Origin of the sequence: Protofrankia sp. Cas4 (genome assembly GCF_963555915.1) — a bacterium.
GTDB lineage: Bacteria > Actinomycetota > Actinomycetes > Frankiales > Frankiaceae > Protofrankia.
The window spans coordinates 13,530-27,677 of the sequence record NZ_CAUVXL010000270.1 but is presented as its reverse complement, the minus strand read 5'-3'; the positions used below and the strand labels follow the sequence as shown (position 1 = coordinate 27,677).

Annotated in this window: 12 protein-coding genes and 1 pseudogene; 3 read left to right on the top strand and 10 right to left on the bottom strand. The window is 68.9% G+C overall.

Going from position 1 to position 14,148, the window contains the following annotated elements; genetic code table 11:
- Nucleotides 1-126: 126 nt before the first annotated feature.
- From U9979_RS24480 to U9979_RS24470, 3 genes are all read right to left on the bottom strand, one after another.
- Nucleotides 127-1,068 (bottom strand): metal ABC transporter ATP-binding protein, encoded by a 942-nt coding sequence (locus U9979_RS24480; RefSeq protein ID WP_322781141.1) that lies wholly within the window; start codon nucleotides 1,066-1,068, stop codon nucleotides 127-129.
- Nucleotides 1,069-1,345: 277 nt separating this feature from the next.
- The gene (locus U9979_RS24475; RefSeq protein ID WP_322781140.1) at nucleotides 1,346-2,077 is read right to left on the bottom strand and encodes an OmpA family protein; all 732 of its coding nucleotides are present in this window, start codon (nucleotides 2,075-2,077) and stop codon (nucleotides 1,346-1,348) included.
- On the bottom strand, nucleotides 2,074-2,670 hold the full coding sequence (locus tag U9979_RS24470) for a hypothetical protein (RefSeq protein WP_322781139.1): 597 nt from the start codon (nucleotides 2,668-2,670) through the stop codon (nucleotides 2,074-2,076). Before U9979_RS24470 ends, U9979_RS24475 begins: the two co-directional genes overlap by 4 nt.
- A gap of 56 nt (nucleotides 2,671-2,726) precedes the next feature.
- Between U9979_RS24470 and U9979_RS24465 the strand changes: the two genes are divergently transcribed.
- Both U9979_RS24465 and U9979_RS24460 read left to right on the top strand, forming a co-directional pair.
- Entirely contained in the window at nucleotides 2,727-2,900 is a 174-nt protein-coding gene (locus U9979_RS24465) for a hypothetical protein (protein WP_322781138.1), read from the top strand.
- 553 nt (nucleotides 2,901-3,453) lie between these two features.
- Nucleotides 3,454-3,798, top strand: a pseudogene (locus U9979_RS24460) (type II toxin-antitoxin system VapB family antitoxin); the annotation flags it as partial.
- A gap of 64 nt (nucleotides 3,799-3,862) precedes the next feature.
- Here U9979_RS24460 and U9979_RS24455 read toward each other — a convergent pair.
- The 5 genes from U9979_RS24455 to U9979_RS24435 all read right to left on the bottom strand — a co-directional run bounded on the left by U9979_RS24455 (nucleotide 3,863) and on the right by U9979_RS24435 (nucleotide 8,796).
- A complete protein-coding gene (locus tag U9979_RS24455) occupies nucleotides 3,863-4,219 on the bottom strand; it encodes a hypothetical protein (RefSeq protein ID WP_322750542.1) in 357 nt (118 codons plus the stop codon).
- 225 nt (nucleotides 4,220-4,444) lie between these two features.
- Nucleotides 4,445-5,767 carry a YibE/F family protein gene (locus U9979_RS24450; protein WP_322781137.1) on the bottom strand — a complete coding sequence of 441 codons (1,323 nt, stop codon included), beginning with the start codon at nucleotides 5,765-5,767 and terminating at the stop codon, nucleotides 4,445-4,447.
- 191 nt (nucleotides 5,768-5,958) lie between these two features.
- Nucleotides 5,959-6,741: a YcnI family protein gene (locus U9979_RS24445; protein ID WP_322781136.1), complete on the bottom strand. Its 783-nt coding sequence runs from the start codon at nucleotides 6,739-6,741 to the stop codon at nucleotides 5,959-5,961.
- A 223-nt stretch (nucleotides 6,742-6,964) separates the two neighbouring features.
- On the bottom strand, nucleotides 6,965-7,648 hold the full coding sequence (locus U9979_RS24440) for a hypothetical protein (RefSeq protein WP_322781135.1): 684 nt from the start codon (nucleotides 7,646-7,648) through the stop codon (nucleotides 6,965-6,967).
- A 5-nt stretch (nucleotides 7,649-7,653) separates the two neighbouring features.
- Nucleotides 7,654-8,796, bottom strand: coding sequence for a hypothetical protein (locus tag U9979_RS24435; RefSeq protein WP_322781134.1), 1,143 nt, complete (start codon nucleotides 8,794-8,796; stop codon nucleotides 7,654-7,656).
- A gap of 93 nt (nucleotides 8,797-8,889) precedes the next feature.
- Between U9979_RS24435 and U9979_RS24430 the strand changes: the two genes are divergently transcribed.
- Complete coding sequence (locus tag U9979_RS24430; RefSeq protein ID WP_322781133.1) at nucleotides 8,890-10,746, top strand: copper resistance protein CopC; 1,857 nt, start codon at nucleotides 8,890-8,892, stop codon at nucleotides 10,744-10,746.
- A gap of 14 nt (nucleotides 10,747-10,760) precedes the next feature.
- Here U9979_RS24430 and U9979_RS24425 read toward each other — a convergent pair whose 3' ends face one another.
- Nucleotides 10,761-12,101: an RNA polymerase subunit sigma-24 gene (locus U9979_RS24425; RefSeq protein WP_322781132.1), complete on the bottom strand. Its 1,341-nt coding sequence runs from the start codon at nucleotides 12,099-12,101 to the stop codon at nucleotides 10,761-10,763.
- Between the two features lie 212 nt (nucleotides 12,102-12,313).
- Nucleotides 12,314-13,999, bottom strand: coding sequence for a S1C family serine protease (locus tag U9979_RS24420; protein WP_322781131.1), 1,686 nt, complete (start codon nucleotides 13,997-13,999; stop codon nucleotides 12,314-12,316).
- Nucleotides 14,000-14,148: the final 149 nt, after the last annotated feature.

Below are 14,148 nucleotides of genomic sequence, written 5' to 3'. Positions count from 1 at the left end.
TGCCCGCCATCCTGGCGCGGACCGGGCCGAGCTCACCGGCATCCGGACGGACTCCGGTGTGTCTACTACGGGTCGAAACCATCCTGTTGCATACTGAAGTCGAAGTGGTCGAAGTCGTAGTGGATGTCACTGGGCTGCAATCGTTGCCTCTTGCAGTGGTGCCATCTCGCTGCCACTGAATGCGGCCGTGAGCCTGTAGTGGGTCAGGGTGGATGCGGTGGGGCCGAAAGTCACCTGAGGGTCGTTGAGCAGGAACACGTCATCGCAGGTCAGATGTGCGAGCGCCAGATCACGGGTCGAGATCACGACGCTGGTGCCGCCTGCCCGCATGGTTGCGAGCGTGGACAACAGAGCGGCCTGGCAGAGCACGTCAACCTCGGTGAACGGCTCGTCAAGCAGCAGCAGGCGTGGCTGCTGCGCGATGGCACGGGCGAGCATCACCCGTTGGCGCTGGGCGCTCGACAGCGTCCCGAAACAGTCGCGGGCATGATCGGCGAGTCCGACTGTCGCCAGTGCCCGGGCGGCCGCCGCCCGGTCGGTGAAGGTGGGTCGCCGCACCCATCCGATCCACCGGTACCGTCCCATCAGGACGATCTGGGTGACGGTTACCCGAACCTTGGCGTCAAGGGTCTCGGTCTGCGGCACGTATGCGATCCGACGGCGGGCCCGGGCCGGTTGTTGACCGAACACGGTGACCGATCCGCCGGTCACCGGCGCCAGCCCGAGGACAGCTTTGATCAAGGTTGATTTTCCGGCACCGTTCGGGCCGATCACGGCGACGGCGTGGCCGGTCTCGACGGTTCCGTGGACGGTGGTCAGGACCGGAGTCCGGTCATAGGCGACAGTGGCCCGGTCGAAGACCACAGCCGGGCCTGCGGTCTCGGGAGTTTCCGGTCTTTCGGATGCACCGGATGCACCGGATGCACCGGATGCACCGGGTATTCCGGCCGGCCGGCTCCGGACGTCCACTTCGATCAGTCGCTCGGCGGCCTTGCTCGCTGGTCGTTCCCCGGCGGTTTTCACCGGTGCGTTCGGTGTGCTGTATGTGCCGCCCGACAGCCCCCGCATTGCCTCGGTCATGCTTCGAGACGGTACGGCCATTGCGTGTGCAACGCATAGCGGACTGTGATCGCGCTGGCGACATCACCTGTTCGGGTGGATACGACCCGCCGCTGCGGCGACCTGCCGAAGATCGGTGATCTTTCGAGGTTTGTGTGCCGAAAACAGCCCTGTTGATCTTACAAACCTAGAAAGATCGTTTCTGTCGAGTCCCGGCGGCGGATCGCGACCGTGCGCGGCGGCTGGCGGCTGGCGGCTGGCGGCTGGCGGCTGGCGGCATGATTGATCATGATGTGCGGTAGGTGATGGTCACGCGGCGGTTCTGGGCGCGGCCGGGGCTGTTGTCCGAGCCGTCCGGGTTGGTGTTCGGGGCCACCGGGTTGGCCGAGCCCTGTCCGGTAGCGGTGACCAGCACATCGCCGGGGGCTTTCGGGCGCAGCAGGTCCGCGACCGCGTTCGCCCGTCGTTGGGACAGGATGACGTTGTACGCGGGCGTGCCGGTGCTGTCGGTATAGCCGTTGACTGCGACCGTCCCCTTGGCGTTACCGATCTGCGGGGCGATGTCGGTGAGCTGGCTGCGGGCCGCATCGGTCAGCTCGGCGGAGTCGAAGGCGAACAACACATCCGAGCTGATGGTCACGGCCACCCCGGAGCCGTCATGGCGCTCGGTCCGCAGCGCGAGGACAGCCTTGTCGAGATTGATCGGACGGACCGCATCCACCAGGTCGATCTGCAGGACCGATTCGGCGATGGCCTGATCGCTCACTGTCTCCACGGGTGCGGGAGGCGCCGGCGCGGCCCAGGCGCCCGGTGTGCCGACCGAGAAAGTGGCTCCAGTGGCCAAGACGACAACCACGGCGGTGGTACCCACGGCGGTGGTACCCACGGCGACCAGCGCTGTGACCTGGATGGTAAGCCGTGTGACAACCCGTGTGACAACCCGTGCGGCGACCGTAGCGGTCGGATCCCGCCGATTCGGTGTGCCGCCGTCGCGCGTCGGCCCGGTGGCGGGCGTCACCGGCCGACCGGGGCGTCGTCGAACAGCAGGCGATCATCGGCGTAGACGTCGACGGTCCGTACGTCCACCGGTGGTGCCGCGAAGGTGTACGAGGCGCTTACCGGGGTGTTGTTGACCGTCTTCGTCCTCGGACCGTTGGCGCCGAGTTCGAGATTGTGGCTGTCCTGCACGACGAAGTAGCGCTTCAGGTTGACGCTGTCGACGAGGGTCATCGCCGGACTGTGCGCCGCGAACATGTCGAACACCGAAATCTCCTTGTTCTGCGGGGGACTGGCGTACCTCGGTGTCCACACAACAGTGAGTGTTGCCAGGCGTCCGTCCACCTTCAGGCCGACGAAGCCGACGTCGATGGTTCCCGCGCCGCCGCCCGGAGCGCGGAAACTGGTCGTCCTGCTGGCGACGGCGCTGTCCACAGTGCCCTGGTTGCCGGCGGGCGAAGCCGCCCCGGTGGCCGGCGCGGCTCCCGCGATAGCCCCCGTGCCGCCGGTGGGTGCAGCTTTCTGCGAGTCGCCGGAACATCCGGTGGCCACCAGTACGATCACGCCGAGTGTGGCGGTGAGCAGAGTGGTGACCAGGGCCAGGCGGGTTCTCATCCTGTGGAGCATCCGGACCTCCCGCATGGGTACGACAACGGTGCGCGATCCCGATTATGCGGACAGCGGATCTCCTCGGCTCCGTCCGGGCCGACCCGCCACATGTTCAGTCCGTGGCGATCGAGGCAGGTGATCTGCGCACCCGCCAGTTCGACTACCTGGCATGCTGGTGTGACGGCGGCCAGCGTGGGACCAGTCGCGGGCGTGGCATCGCCGTCCGGGCGCGATGATCGTCGGGTGCGGATCACTGTGACCCGGTCCGGTAAGCCGCGCAATGACATCCATCGCCGGGCCGGGAACATGGCGCAGGGAACCGGCACGCACGAGCCGCTCACCGTGCGGGCCCGGTTGTGCGGGGGTTCCTCGTTCTGTTGCGTCATCGCCACAACACCCTCCGCCCGTATGAGTCACTTTCGCTGCATTTAAGTAAGGTTAACCTAACTTTGTCCACAAGTGGTGAACGGTTTTAGCGGGCGGCAGCATCGAAAAGATCACATTGACAGATCGTCTGGCATTGTGCATGGGAGGCGAACCGTGATCGCCTGGGGGGCATCGTGCCGGGCTGCGTTGCGGAAGAACTTTGCGATCAATACTGCTTGGTTCACATGATAGGTATTGTTGGATTGGGTTTGTTGCGAAAAATGTTGATTCTTGGTTCCGCTGTCGATCCACAGCGATGTAGAGACAACTGATGTGGAGGGTGGTCGCGATCCGCTGGGTCGGCGGAGGATTCTAGGCTGTCAGGTGTTCCGCGAAGGTGTGCCTTCGTCGAGGAGGTGTTAGTTGATCTTTAGATCTGTGGGTGATGGCCGCCCGTATCCTGACCATGGCCTGAGTCAGCGGGAATGGGCTGCTATCCCACCGCGCCAGGTCCGGCTGGACCAACTGATCACAACGAAGCGGGTGCTCGCGCTTGACGTCCTCCTCGACGAGGACTCGACCTTCTATGGGGACCTGTTCCCGCATGTCGTGGAGTGGGACGACCGGCTCTACCTTGAGGATGGCCTTCATCGGGCCGTGCGTGCCGCACTGCAGCAACGCAACTCCATCCATGCGCGGGTGCACGTGCTCCAGCAGGGCCGGGCAGTGGACGCGGCCGGGTCCGCCGGCGCAGACACCGCGTTCGGTGACACCGCACTCGGAGGGGCGACGTTCAGTGGGGCGGCAGCCAGGGTTGCTCCGTGGTTGGGTGTCAGCCCCCGCTGATCAGATAGGTCGTGTAACGGTCTTGGTCAACCTTGCCGAAGATGTGCTCCGGGCAGTCGCGCGAGGGTCGGTAGGCAACGATCGGCCGCCAGACCGGCAGGCGGCCTACCTGGGTGAGGGCGCCGCCGGCGAGTTTGCGAGCGTCTGCCTGGGTGCGGTCCGGTTCGTTGCTCAGCTCGTACCATGACCCGCACCAGTGGATCTCCTTCGGGCGGCTCGTCCAGGCAGCGGTGTGGAAGAACCACAGCAGAAACATCTCACGGAACACCAGAGCGATGATCGTTATGATCAATAGCGCACGGACGAAGTTTCCAGCTCGGCCTGAAGCGAGAACGGGGCTCACGGGACGCGAACCCAGCAGCGCGATCGGTTGATCCTCAACGGTGCTCCACCGTGCTCCCGCCACCCGCCTCTGCGTACCTGTGCGGCCCAGCCGTGATCGCGTCTGTCTGCCGGTCTCGCCGGGGCCCGTCCACCCCGAACACACCATAGGGGTATTTAGCCCTCTTCCGCGGTAACCGGCGTTTCGACGCGCCATACTGTCCAGGCGGGCGCCCGGAATGGATGCCTAGAGCGCGCGGCGGGCGGCCACGAGCGCGGCGATGCCGGTGGTGATCGGTACCGACAGGACCAGGCCGATGGCACCGACCGCTGTCCGCACGACCTCCGCGGCGACCAGGTCGCCGGTGACGACGTCAAGGGCGGAGCGGTCCGCGAGGGTGAACAGCAGCAGCGAGGGCAGCGCCGCGCCTGCGTACGCCATCATGATCGTATAGATGGAGGATGCGATGTGGTCCCGTCCGATCCGCATGGCTGACCGGTAGAGCTCCGGCGGCGGCGCGTGCGGCGAGGCGTCGGCAAGTTCCCACACCGCCGACGCCTGGGTGACGGTCACGTCGTTGAGCAGGCCGAGGGAACCGATCACCAGGCCGGCGAGGATCAGTCCGGTCAGGCTCAGCCGGCCGTCGAACGCCTTCAAGGAGGCTGACTCGTCCGAGCCGAGCCCGGTCAGTGTGGTCAGCCGGATCGCCAGGTATCCGAGCACGCCGGTGAGGCCGAGGCCCGCCAGCGTGCCGAGCAGCGCGCACGAGGTGCGGGCGGACGGGCCGTGCGCGAGGTACAGCAGGACGAACAGCACCGCCGCCGCGCTGACCAGCGACACCGCCACCGGTGACCGGCCGTCGAGCAGCGCCGGCAGCAGGAAGAACACGAGCATCAGGTAGGTCAGGGCCATGCCGACCAGCGCGGCGAGCCCGCGCCAACGGGCGACCGCCACGACCACCAGGGCGAACACCAGCGCGAGGATGCCCAGCGGTCGGCCGCGCTGGAAGTCGCTGAGATAGTAGTCGACGCCGCCGCCGGGCGATGTGCTCCGGCCGAGCCGGACCTTGTCCCCGGCGCTGAAGGTCGGACCGGCCGGGTCGACGGACTGTTCCAGCGGTCGGGTCCGGCCGGCGTCCGGGCCACTGGTGATCAGGACCGTCAGCTCCAGACATGCGGTCGCCGATGCCGTCGTCTGCTGTCCGGCCGATGCCGATGCCGATGCCGGTGGTGATGCCGGTGGTGATGCCGCCTCGCTGACGGTTCCGCCGCCGCACGGACCGCGCTCCGCCCGTTTGATCGTCGCGTTCACCAGCGTGATGGGCGTGCCGTCGGGAGCACGGAACACGTCCGGGATGGGCCGATGGCCGGTACCAGGCCACAGCGCGCCCACGCCGACGGCTGTTGCGGCGAACAACGGTACGAGCAGGACGGCGAGGACGATCCGGCTACGGCGGCTGGCGGCCGCGGGGCGTCCGCCGCCGCCACCGTGGCCGTGGCCGTGGCCGTGATCGGCTTCGGCTTCGGCTGAACCGAGTCCGCGTCTGTTGGCGCTGTGAGCCCCCGGCACCGTCCGAGTGTGGTCCGCGATAGAGCATCACAACAAGGGGGAATCCGGATGTGTCGGAGCGGATCATCCTTGTCCGGTGAAATCCCGACACATCCGAATCATGGAACGACCGAATCATGGAACGACCGGAGCCTCCGGGCGGGCGAACAGAACCATGATCGCGCGCCCGTTGGCCCCCCTGGGACGCAGCGCTAGGGCGTGGTGCTTCGGCGGCGACCGGAGCGCAGGGCGAAAGCGCCGAATCCGATCCCGGCGATCCCGACGACCAGGCCTGCGATACCCAGAGCGCGAGCTGTTCCGTCCGAGCTGTCGGTGCTCTGGGAGGCGGCCTGCATCGCCGTTGCGCTACTCGGCCCGGTGCCGCTCGTCCCGGTGCCGCTCGACGCGGTAGTAGTCGCCGCTGAGCCACCGTGCGCGTCCGTACTGTCGGTACTTGCGGCGGTGAGGGTCAGCGTGGGCGCCGGGTGCTCGGGCTCGGCTTGTCCAGGCTGGGCGATGTCGATCCATCGCACGACCTGGCCGTCGCTGTAGGTCTGCAGGGTCTTGAACGCGAGCGCGCCGGGCTTGTCCGGCAACGGCCCGGCCGAGATGACGAACTGTGCGAACTCGCCCGACTTGATGGCCGTGTCGCCGGACGAGGCAGTCCAGATGATCTCACTGACACCCTCGGAGATGGTGCCGTCATCCGTAGTGATCGGCTTGTCCAGTTTGACCTTCTTGACCTCGTAGGTCCAGCCGGGGAAGTTTTTGATCAACACCGACGCGATCGGGGCGTCGCTCGGGAACTGGACGTCGACCTTGGTCGTGGACGCGTCGTCGCGTTCGGTTGGAACCTGGAACATCAGCGTCGTGTACGCACCGGCGACGGCCGTCGGCGGTGCGACGGTGACGTGGGCCGATGCCGGCAGCGCGAAAGCGATCACGCCGCTGAGGGCGGCGCCGAGCACGGCGGCGCCACGGATTGTGCGAGACATGCTGATCATCTCGAATCGTCTCGAAGGAGATTGCTCGCAAAAGACGTGCTCTGGGCACGCGAAATCGGTGGCAGGAGTATTCGGCAGGTTGCCGATGGTCACCATGGCGGCCACAGTGACGGTCACCGTGACCGCAGCCGGCCCGAACCTCGGTCATCCAGACCTGTGTCCGCGGAACCCGTGTCTTGCTCAAGGCCGGGTTGGTTCAGGCAGCGCAGGCGGTTCAGGCGGCTTTGGCCGAGCGGACGAGCGGTGGTCCACGTCGTCTGCCGGCGCGGACGAACAGGGCTCCGGCCACGGCTACCGGCGGCATGAAGCCCGCGGACCGGTCGCTACCGTGCCGTCGCGCAGAGGGCCTGGCGTCAAGCATCGGGCCGGACACCGGGATGACGAGCGTGGCTGCGAACCAGCGGACGGCGCGTAGTAGTACGGCGGCGGCCCGTGTGCGCGCACGAGCGCCGGCGACCGCGGCGCGCAGGCTGGCCGCGTTCCACAGCCCCCGCTCAGCCATGGCGAGCATGGCGGCGACAAGGGCGGCCGTGCTGACATGGGCAACAGCCATCGTCATGCCGTCGGCGAGGACCGCTTCACCCGCCATCCCGGCGCCGTGCGAGGTGAGCGCGAACGTGACATGCAGCGCAAGCTGGGTGAGCCCGATGCCGGCCAGCACGGCGATGGACCGCCGTTCCCGCCCGGCGAGTCCGTACGCGATGCGGGTCAGCAACCCGAATGCGCAGACAACCAGCATCGAGGATGGGCGGTGGCCGTCGGCCGCGGTGTGGGCCGCGACGGCGAGGCAGACCGACGACCCGGCAAAGGTGGACGCGCGCGCGAGGCGTCCCGCGGTCGTCATGGCGACGGCGGGCCTTCCAGCGACGCCGGCAACGGCTGCCGCGCGTACGTTCACGGTGGTCAGCCTGCCATATCGGGGCGAGGCCGCATCGTCGGCGGCTCCGTTCCGACGTCCGGCCCTGGTTGCGGCCCGCCCTCGCCCGACGTGGTCCGTTCCCGCCAGCCATGGCGTCGGGTCACCACGGTCACCGCACCGAGTAGGCCGACGCCGATGCCGATGGTGACCGTGGTGAGGGTCCGGGCGAGGACAAGGGACCCCGCGACCGGGGCACCCGACCGGTACAGCAGGCCGATGTCAGCGAAGCCGCCGACCATGGCGATGACGAAGCCGGCCGTCGCGGCAAGGTAGACCCCGGTGGTCGACCCGCGGACCAGCAGGACGGCCGCGACCAGCCCAAGGGTCCAGGCGACCATCTCCACGGTGTTGCCGAGCAGGAAGCCCGACAGTCGGCTGTCGGCCCGCGAGAACGCGATCAGTACCGAGTGGGTGACGTCCGCCGCGACGATGGTCGTCACTGCCGCGGCCAGTGCCCTACCCGCGCGTCGCAGCAGCCCGAGAGCCACCACCCCGGCGGCCAGCGCGATCGCGAGAACGACCCATGGGGCTGGGGACGGTCCCGGAACCCAGTCGAGGGCGCCGGTTACGCTGACCGCCCGGCCGTCCACGGTCAGCGGGATCATCCAGGTGTAGATCTCGTGGAAGCGGTTGGGCGCAGCCAGGACGACCGGCGGGTCCTGCGTCCCCATCCAGTGGGTTCGGTGGTCGTGCCAGACGGTGGCACCGCTGTCGCCGATCTTCTCCCAGCGGGGTGGCGCGGTGTCGTCACTGCCGGCCGGCAGGCTCGACGACCCGTACCGGCTGGCGTTGAGGTAGGTGGCGGATGACAGCGCGTTGCGCCAGACGCCGGTTGGGTCGATCCGTAGGTACGATTCGCCGGAATATCCCCGGACGATCACCGTGTGGTTGCCGCCGACGGTCAGCCTGACCCTGCTGCCGTTCTCCACGGGAGCGAGGGTGACGCCGTCCACGGCGGGGTTCATCCCCGTCAGGGTCGTGTGCAGGTTGGTGGATCCGCCGCCGCTGACAGAGTGCGCCGATGCGGGCGAGGCCCCGATGATCAGCCAGCAGGCCAGCGCACCGAGAACGAGGAGCGCGCGGGGTGGCCCGTGCCATAACCGGGCGCTCTGATCGGTCACGTTCATCGACGCGAAGCCTACGGTGCCGCTCCGGCGGATCGGGACGGGAGCGAAGGGGGAGCGAGCGGGATCCGGGACCGCGCGAGGGACACTGGGGCGGTGGTAGAGGTTCGCATCATCCGCCGGGTCGGGTTCCTGCTTGTCGCCATGGTCGCGGTACTCGTCGCGACGGCCGGTCCGGCGTCGGCGCACGCCGTGCTCGACCGCAGCGACCCGGTCGGTGGGTCCACCCTGGCGGCCCCGCCGTCGGCGGTCACGCTCAGCTTCAGCGAGTCGGTGACGACGGACCCGCGTTCGATCACGGTCATCTCCGCGGCCGGCAAACGGGTGGATTCCGGTGACGTTCGGCATGGGCAGGCCGGCAGTCAGGTCGTGGTCGGGCTACCCGCCGGGCTCGAGCGCGGCACCTATGTCGTCAGTTGGCATGTCATCTCCGCGGACAGCCATCCGGTCTCCGGTGGATTCATCTTCGGTGTCGGGGTGGCCCCGGACGCCGCCGCCGCGGCGGCCGTGTCCACCAACAGCGGTTCGGCCGGCGTCAGCGTGCTGGCCGGCGTCATCCGTTTCGTGGCGTTCGCCGGGCTGTCCGTCCTGCTCGGTGCGGGCTTCTTCCTGTTGGCACTCTGGCCGGCCGGGCTGCAACGGACTGGTCCGAGCCGGCTGCTGTGGACGGGATGGGGAGTGACGCTCGCCGGCGCTGTCGGCCTGTTGCTGGTGCAGGGTCCCTACGGTGCGGGTCAGGGGCTGTCCGCGCTCACGCAATGGGCTCCATTGTCAACGACGTTGCACACCAGATTCGGACATCTGGTGCTGCTGCGCATCCTCGCGCTGCTGCTCGCGGTACCGCTGCTGCTCGCGGTACCGCTGCTGCGCGCGATCGTGCTCAGTGGCCGCCGGGCCGTCGCGGAGCTGGGTGGTCTGGGGCTCGTCGTCGCCGTGACCCAGGCGGCGTCCGGGCACGCGGGTGTCGGTGACGACGCGTGGCTGGCGACCACGAACCTGACCCTGCACGTGTTGGGAGTGGCCGCCTGGACGGGCGGCCTGGCAGCGCTGGTGGTCTTCCTGCGCACAACGTCCAGGCGCGGTCCAGACGATGATCGAAATGCTCGACCGGACGCCGGCGTGCCCGACGCCCGGGTGCCCGCTGCCCGCGCCGCGGAACTCGCCAGGGTGCTGCCGCGCTGGTCACGCACGGCGATGGCGGCAGTTGGCGTCATCATCCTCACGGGGGTCTATCAGACCTGGCGGGAGGTGGGTGGGTTGGCGGCGCTGACCGCCACCGCCTACGGCCGTCTGCTGCTGCTGAAGCTGTGGTTCGTCGTGCTGATGCTCGGAATCGGCTGGCTCGCGCACAGATGGGTCGTGCGCCACTACCGGCCGGTCGTCGCGGCCCTGGCTGCGAGCCGCTCGGACACGGGTGCCGGCGCGGCCGCACGTCCGCCGGGGTCGTCATCGACCGGTGCCCAGGGGCGGCTCCAAGCCACTAAGTCTGCGGTCACCGAGCCTGCGGTCACCGAGCGTGCGGTCACCGGGTTGCGTCGTGGGGTGATGTTCGAGGCCGGATTGGCCGCGGTGGTGCTCGCGGTGACGGCCGTACTGGTCAACTCCATTCCGGCGCGGACGTCATATGTGCCGCCGTTCGCCGACACGGTGTTCGCCGGGCCGCTCACCGTCCAGGTCGACATCAGCCCGACCAGGCACGGGCCGCAGACCCTGCACATCTACACCTTCGACCCCGTGGGGAAGGTCGCGCCGCTCGCGGACGCGTCGGCGCAGCTGTCACTGCCTGACGCCGGGGTCGGGCCGCTCCCGGTGTCGCTCACCCAGGTGGCGCCGGGCCACGCGATCGCCCAGGCGATGCAGGTGCCGCTGCCCGGGACGTGGCAGCTGCGGCTGACGCTGCGCGTGAACGATTTCGATCAGTATGTGACCACCCTGTTCTACCAGGTGCGGTAGCCGACAGGCTCTGGTCAGACCGGCTGAAGGCCGACGACGGAGTCTGGTTGCGTGAGCTGCTCCGCGCCGGCGGCGGTGGTCCCCGACGTCGGCACGGTCGTCGCCGACGTGGCCGCGTCGGGAGTGGCCGAGGGGATCGTCGGTTGTGTTGGCGTCGCCGGTGGCGTTGACGGCGGTTCGGCGCCGGAAGGCGGTGCGTTTGTCGCGGAGCGCTCTGCCGGTGTGGTGGGTGCCGCTGCCACCGGTGCCGCGGTCGCTCGTGACAGCGAGCCGATCATATTGGGTGGACCTGGCTCGGGTGCGGCCTGCGGCCTGATCGCCTCGGCGGTGGATCGCTGGGCCACCAGAACCATCTGGTTCGCGCCGTCGACCTCAGGCACGGTCGGTTCGGTCCGCTGGCCGGACAGCCGCCTGGCGAACTCACCGGCGACCGTCGGAATGATCATTACAGTCTGGTTCCGGTCGGTGGCGGGAGGTCTTGGTCCCGGCGTCGCCGGGCCGAGCGCGACATCGGCGTAGGGGACGCCGACCTCAGCCGCGGTGGGCCAGTTGATCGCGGCGGCGATGCCCACGACGGCAAGGAGTAGCGACGCGGCGACCGTTACCGTGGGCCGGACACGCCGGTCGTTCGGCTTGGGGGAGCTTCCACCGGGACGGGTGGCGGGGAACACAATGGCTGTCGGCGTGTCGTCGGGGTCACCCGCTCCACTGCTCGCGGTGCCCGCGGATACGTCCGGCACCGATGGCTGAGCTGGCACCGATGGCTGAGCTTGCACCGGTGCCTGTGCTTGCACCGGTGCCTGTGCTCGGGACGACGAGGTGGTGCCGTCGGCAGCCGTCGCGGCGCGGTCGAAGGTGCGGACGAGTCCTTCCCGCAGCCGTGCGGGCGCCGGAGTGATCCGAACCTTCGCGAGCATCTCCTCGGGCGCCACCGCGTGCTGTATCGGGCCACGGCGGGCCTGGGGCGAGCCGGACCACGCCAAAGCGCTGCCGCGGGCCAGCTCCAGTAACCATGAGCGCAGCCGGGTGGCATCGCCGAGGGTGGCCAGCCGCGTTCGGGCCACCAGGGCGAACGCCGTGCCCGCAGCTGCCTGGGCGACCTCGGCCTCCCCCAGGATGAGCAGGCACATCGAGAAGACGTCGTCGGCATAGTGCTGGTAGACGGCGTCGAAAGCATCCCGCTCACCGCGCCGGATCCGCATGACGAGGTCGATGTCCGACTCGGGGGTTCGCGGCCGCGGTCCGTCAGGCCGCTCGCCCGAGCGCCGGTCGGCAGGGGCCGACACAGCGTGCCTGGGGCGTAAACCGGTCGCGGCTGCCCCCTCCGGGTTGGTACGGCGGATACCGCCAGTCATCAGTGCATTCTCCCGTATCCCCCATTGGCGGGATGAGTCATGACGGTGTCCTGGCGCGGACGGAGCGACACCGTCATCGCTCGCTACGTTAGAGGGTTCCGGCCATGCCATGAGGGGAACGTCGGGAAAACTTTGCTGTCACATGCTGGACCCGTCAGGCCGACGATTTTTTGATCATGGCTTGGTCGTGGCTGCCGCGGAGCCGTGGGCGATCAGGACGGTGGCTGCTGAGTCAGGATGACCTCCGCGGTATGTGGCTGGCCGCCGCGGGTGTAGGTGATGGTCACCTTGCTGCCGATCGGCTGGGACCGGACTGCCGCGATGAGCCCGTCAACGCTGGTGATCCGGCGGTCTCCCAGCTTGGTGATGACGTCGCCGTCCTGAAGTCCGGCCTGCTGGGCGGGTCCGTTGCTGACCAGATTCTGGATGGTGGCGCCGCTTCCGTCACCGTTCGGGTCGGTCTGGCTTGCTCCGGCGGTTGAGGCGTTCACACCGAGATACGGGTGTACCGCGGTCCCCTTGCTGATCAGTTCACCGGCGATGGTCTGGGCATAGTTGGATGGGATCGCGAACCCGACACCGATGTTGCCGGCCTGCTGTTCCTGTTGGCTGCCGAACCCGCCACTGCTCGAGCCCACCGTTGCAATGGCCGAGTTGATGCCGATCAGTTCGCCCTTGCTGTTGACGAGCGGGCCGCCGGAGTTGCCGGGGTTGATCGGAGCGTCGGTCTGGATGGCGTCCAGGACGGCGTTGCTGTCCTGGACGTTGGTGTCGCCGGTGCGCACCGGCCGGTGCATGGCGCTCACGATCCCTGACGTGACGGTGCCGCTGAGTCCGAGCGGGCTGCCGACCGCGACCACCAGTTCGCCGACCGAGAGCGCGTCGGAGTCGCCGAAGGTTGCCGCCTTCAACCCGGTTGCGTCAATTTTGACCACCGCGAGGTCGGAGGTCGGATCGGTTCCGACGATCTTTGCGGTGAAGTCCTTGCCGTCCTGCGTGGTCACCTTCAGGGAACCACCCTGTGCGGCGTCGGTTACCACGTGGTTGTTGGTCAGAATGTAGCCGTCCTGACGAATGATCACCCCGGAGCCGGTGCTCGCCTGGTTTCTCGATGTGGCGGCAATCGTGACCACGCTCGGCAGGATGGTCTGCGCGGCGGCTGACACCGTGCCGGATGCGGCTGGTGAGGTTCCCGCAGTGCTGGTGCCACGCTGCAGGCCGGCGGAGGACACCACGGTCGTCCCGTCGTTGCCGCCTGCGACCAGAGCGCCGACGCCGCCGCCCACCCCGCCGCAGACCAGCGCGAGCGCGATCGCGGCGGCGGCGAGCCGCCTGCGTCGCGGCGGCGGGGCCGGTTGCCCGACGGTCTGCGGGGGGCCGTAATACGGACCGGACGGCGGTGGTGTCGGCCCGAACGGTGTCGGCCCGAACGGTGTCGACCCGAACGGTGGTGTCGGCCCTGAGCTCGACGCCAGCCCTGAGCTCGACGCCGCCCCGGAGCCGGAGCCGCCTGGGTAGCCGGAGCCGCCTGGGTAGCCGGAGCCGCCTGGGTAGCCGGAGCCGGGGCCGCCCGAGGCGGCTGCGGTCGTCGTGTCGTCGGAACCGCTCGTACTGGGTGCGCTCCAGGGCGTTCCCCACCAGGTCCGGCCGGACCCGTCGGCTGAGCCCCACTCGGGGGGCGTCCGGGGGTCTGCCGCACCCGGGACGGCTGGGCCCGGGGCTGCTGGACCCGCCGGTGCCTGCACCGCGGGCCGGTGGGTGGGTGGGTATGGCTCGGCATCCGGCGCCGCCCAGACCGGGGCATCCGGCCCGGACTGGCGGTCCTTGCCACCGGCGTCGGGTGCCCGCGAGTCCGAAGGACGTCCGTCCGGGGAGGTGAAGGGGGGCCGCGTGCTCATGGTAGAAACCTTCCCCTCACAAGCTGAGTGAAGACTGAAATGCGACCAACAGTCGGCTGAGGCACGGCGTCCGGGAGCGTAGGTCCCAGCGTGGCCATTCTGGTCACGGTCAACGGGCCCGGCCGTCGGCGAGTGGGTCGGCGATCGAT

Bases quoted from the DNA above. Each gene is read 5' to 3' on its own strand.
- U9979_RS24480 (WP_322781141.1), bottom strand. From the start codon at position 1,068: ATGCGGGGGCTGTCGGGCGGCACATACAGCACACCGAACGCACCGGTG.
- U9979_RS24470 (WP_322781139.1), bottom strand. From the start codon at position 2,670: ATGAGAACCCGCCTGGCCCTGGTCACCACTCTGCTCACCGCCACACTC.
- U9979_RS24465 (WP_322781138.1), top strand. From the start codon at position 2,727: ATGCGGACAGCGGATCTCCTCGGCTCCGTCCGGGCCGACCCGCCACAT.
- U9979_RS24445 (WP_322781136.1), bottom strand. From the start codon at position 6,741: ATGTCTCGCACAATCCGTGGCGCCGCCGTGCTCGGCGCCGCCCTCAGC.
- U9979_RS24435 (WP_322781134.1), bottom strand. From the start codon at position 8,796: ATGAACGTGACCGATCAGAGCGCCCGGTTATGGCACGGGCCACCCCGC.
- U9979_RS24425 (WP_322781132.1), bottom strand. From the start codon at position 12,101: ATGACTGGCGGTATCCGCCGTACCAACCCGGAGGGGGCAGCCGCGACC.
- U9979_RS24420 (WP_322781131.1), bottom strand. From the start codon at position 13,999: ATGAGCACGCGGCCCCCCTTCACCTCCCCGGACGGACGTCCTTCGGAC.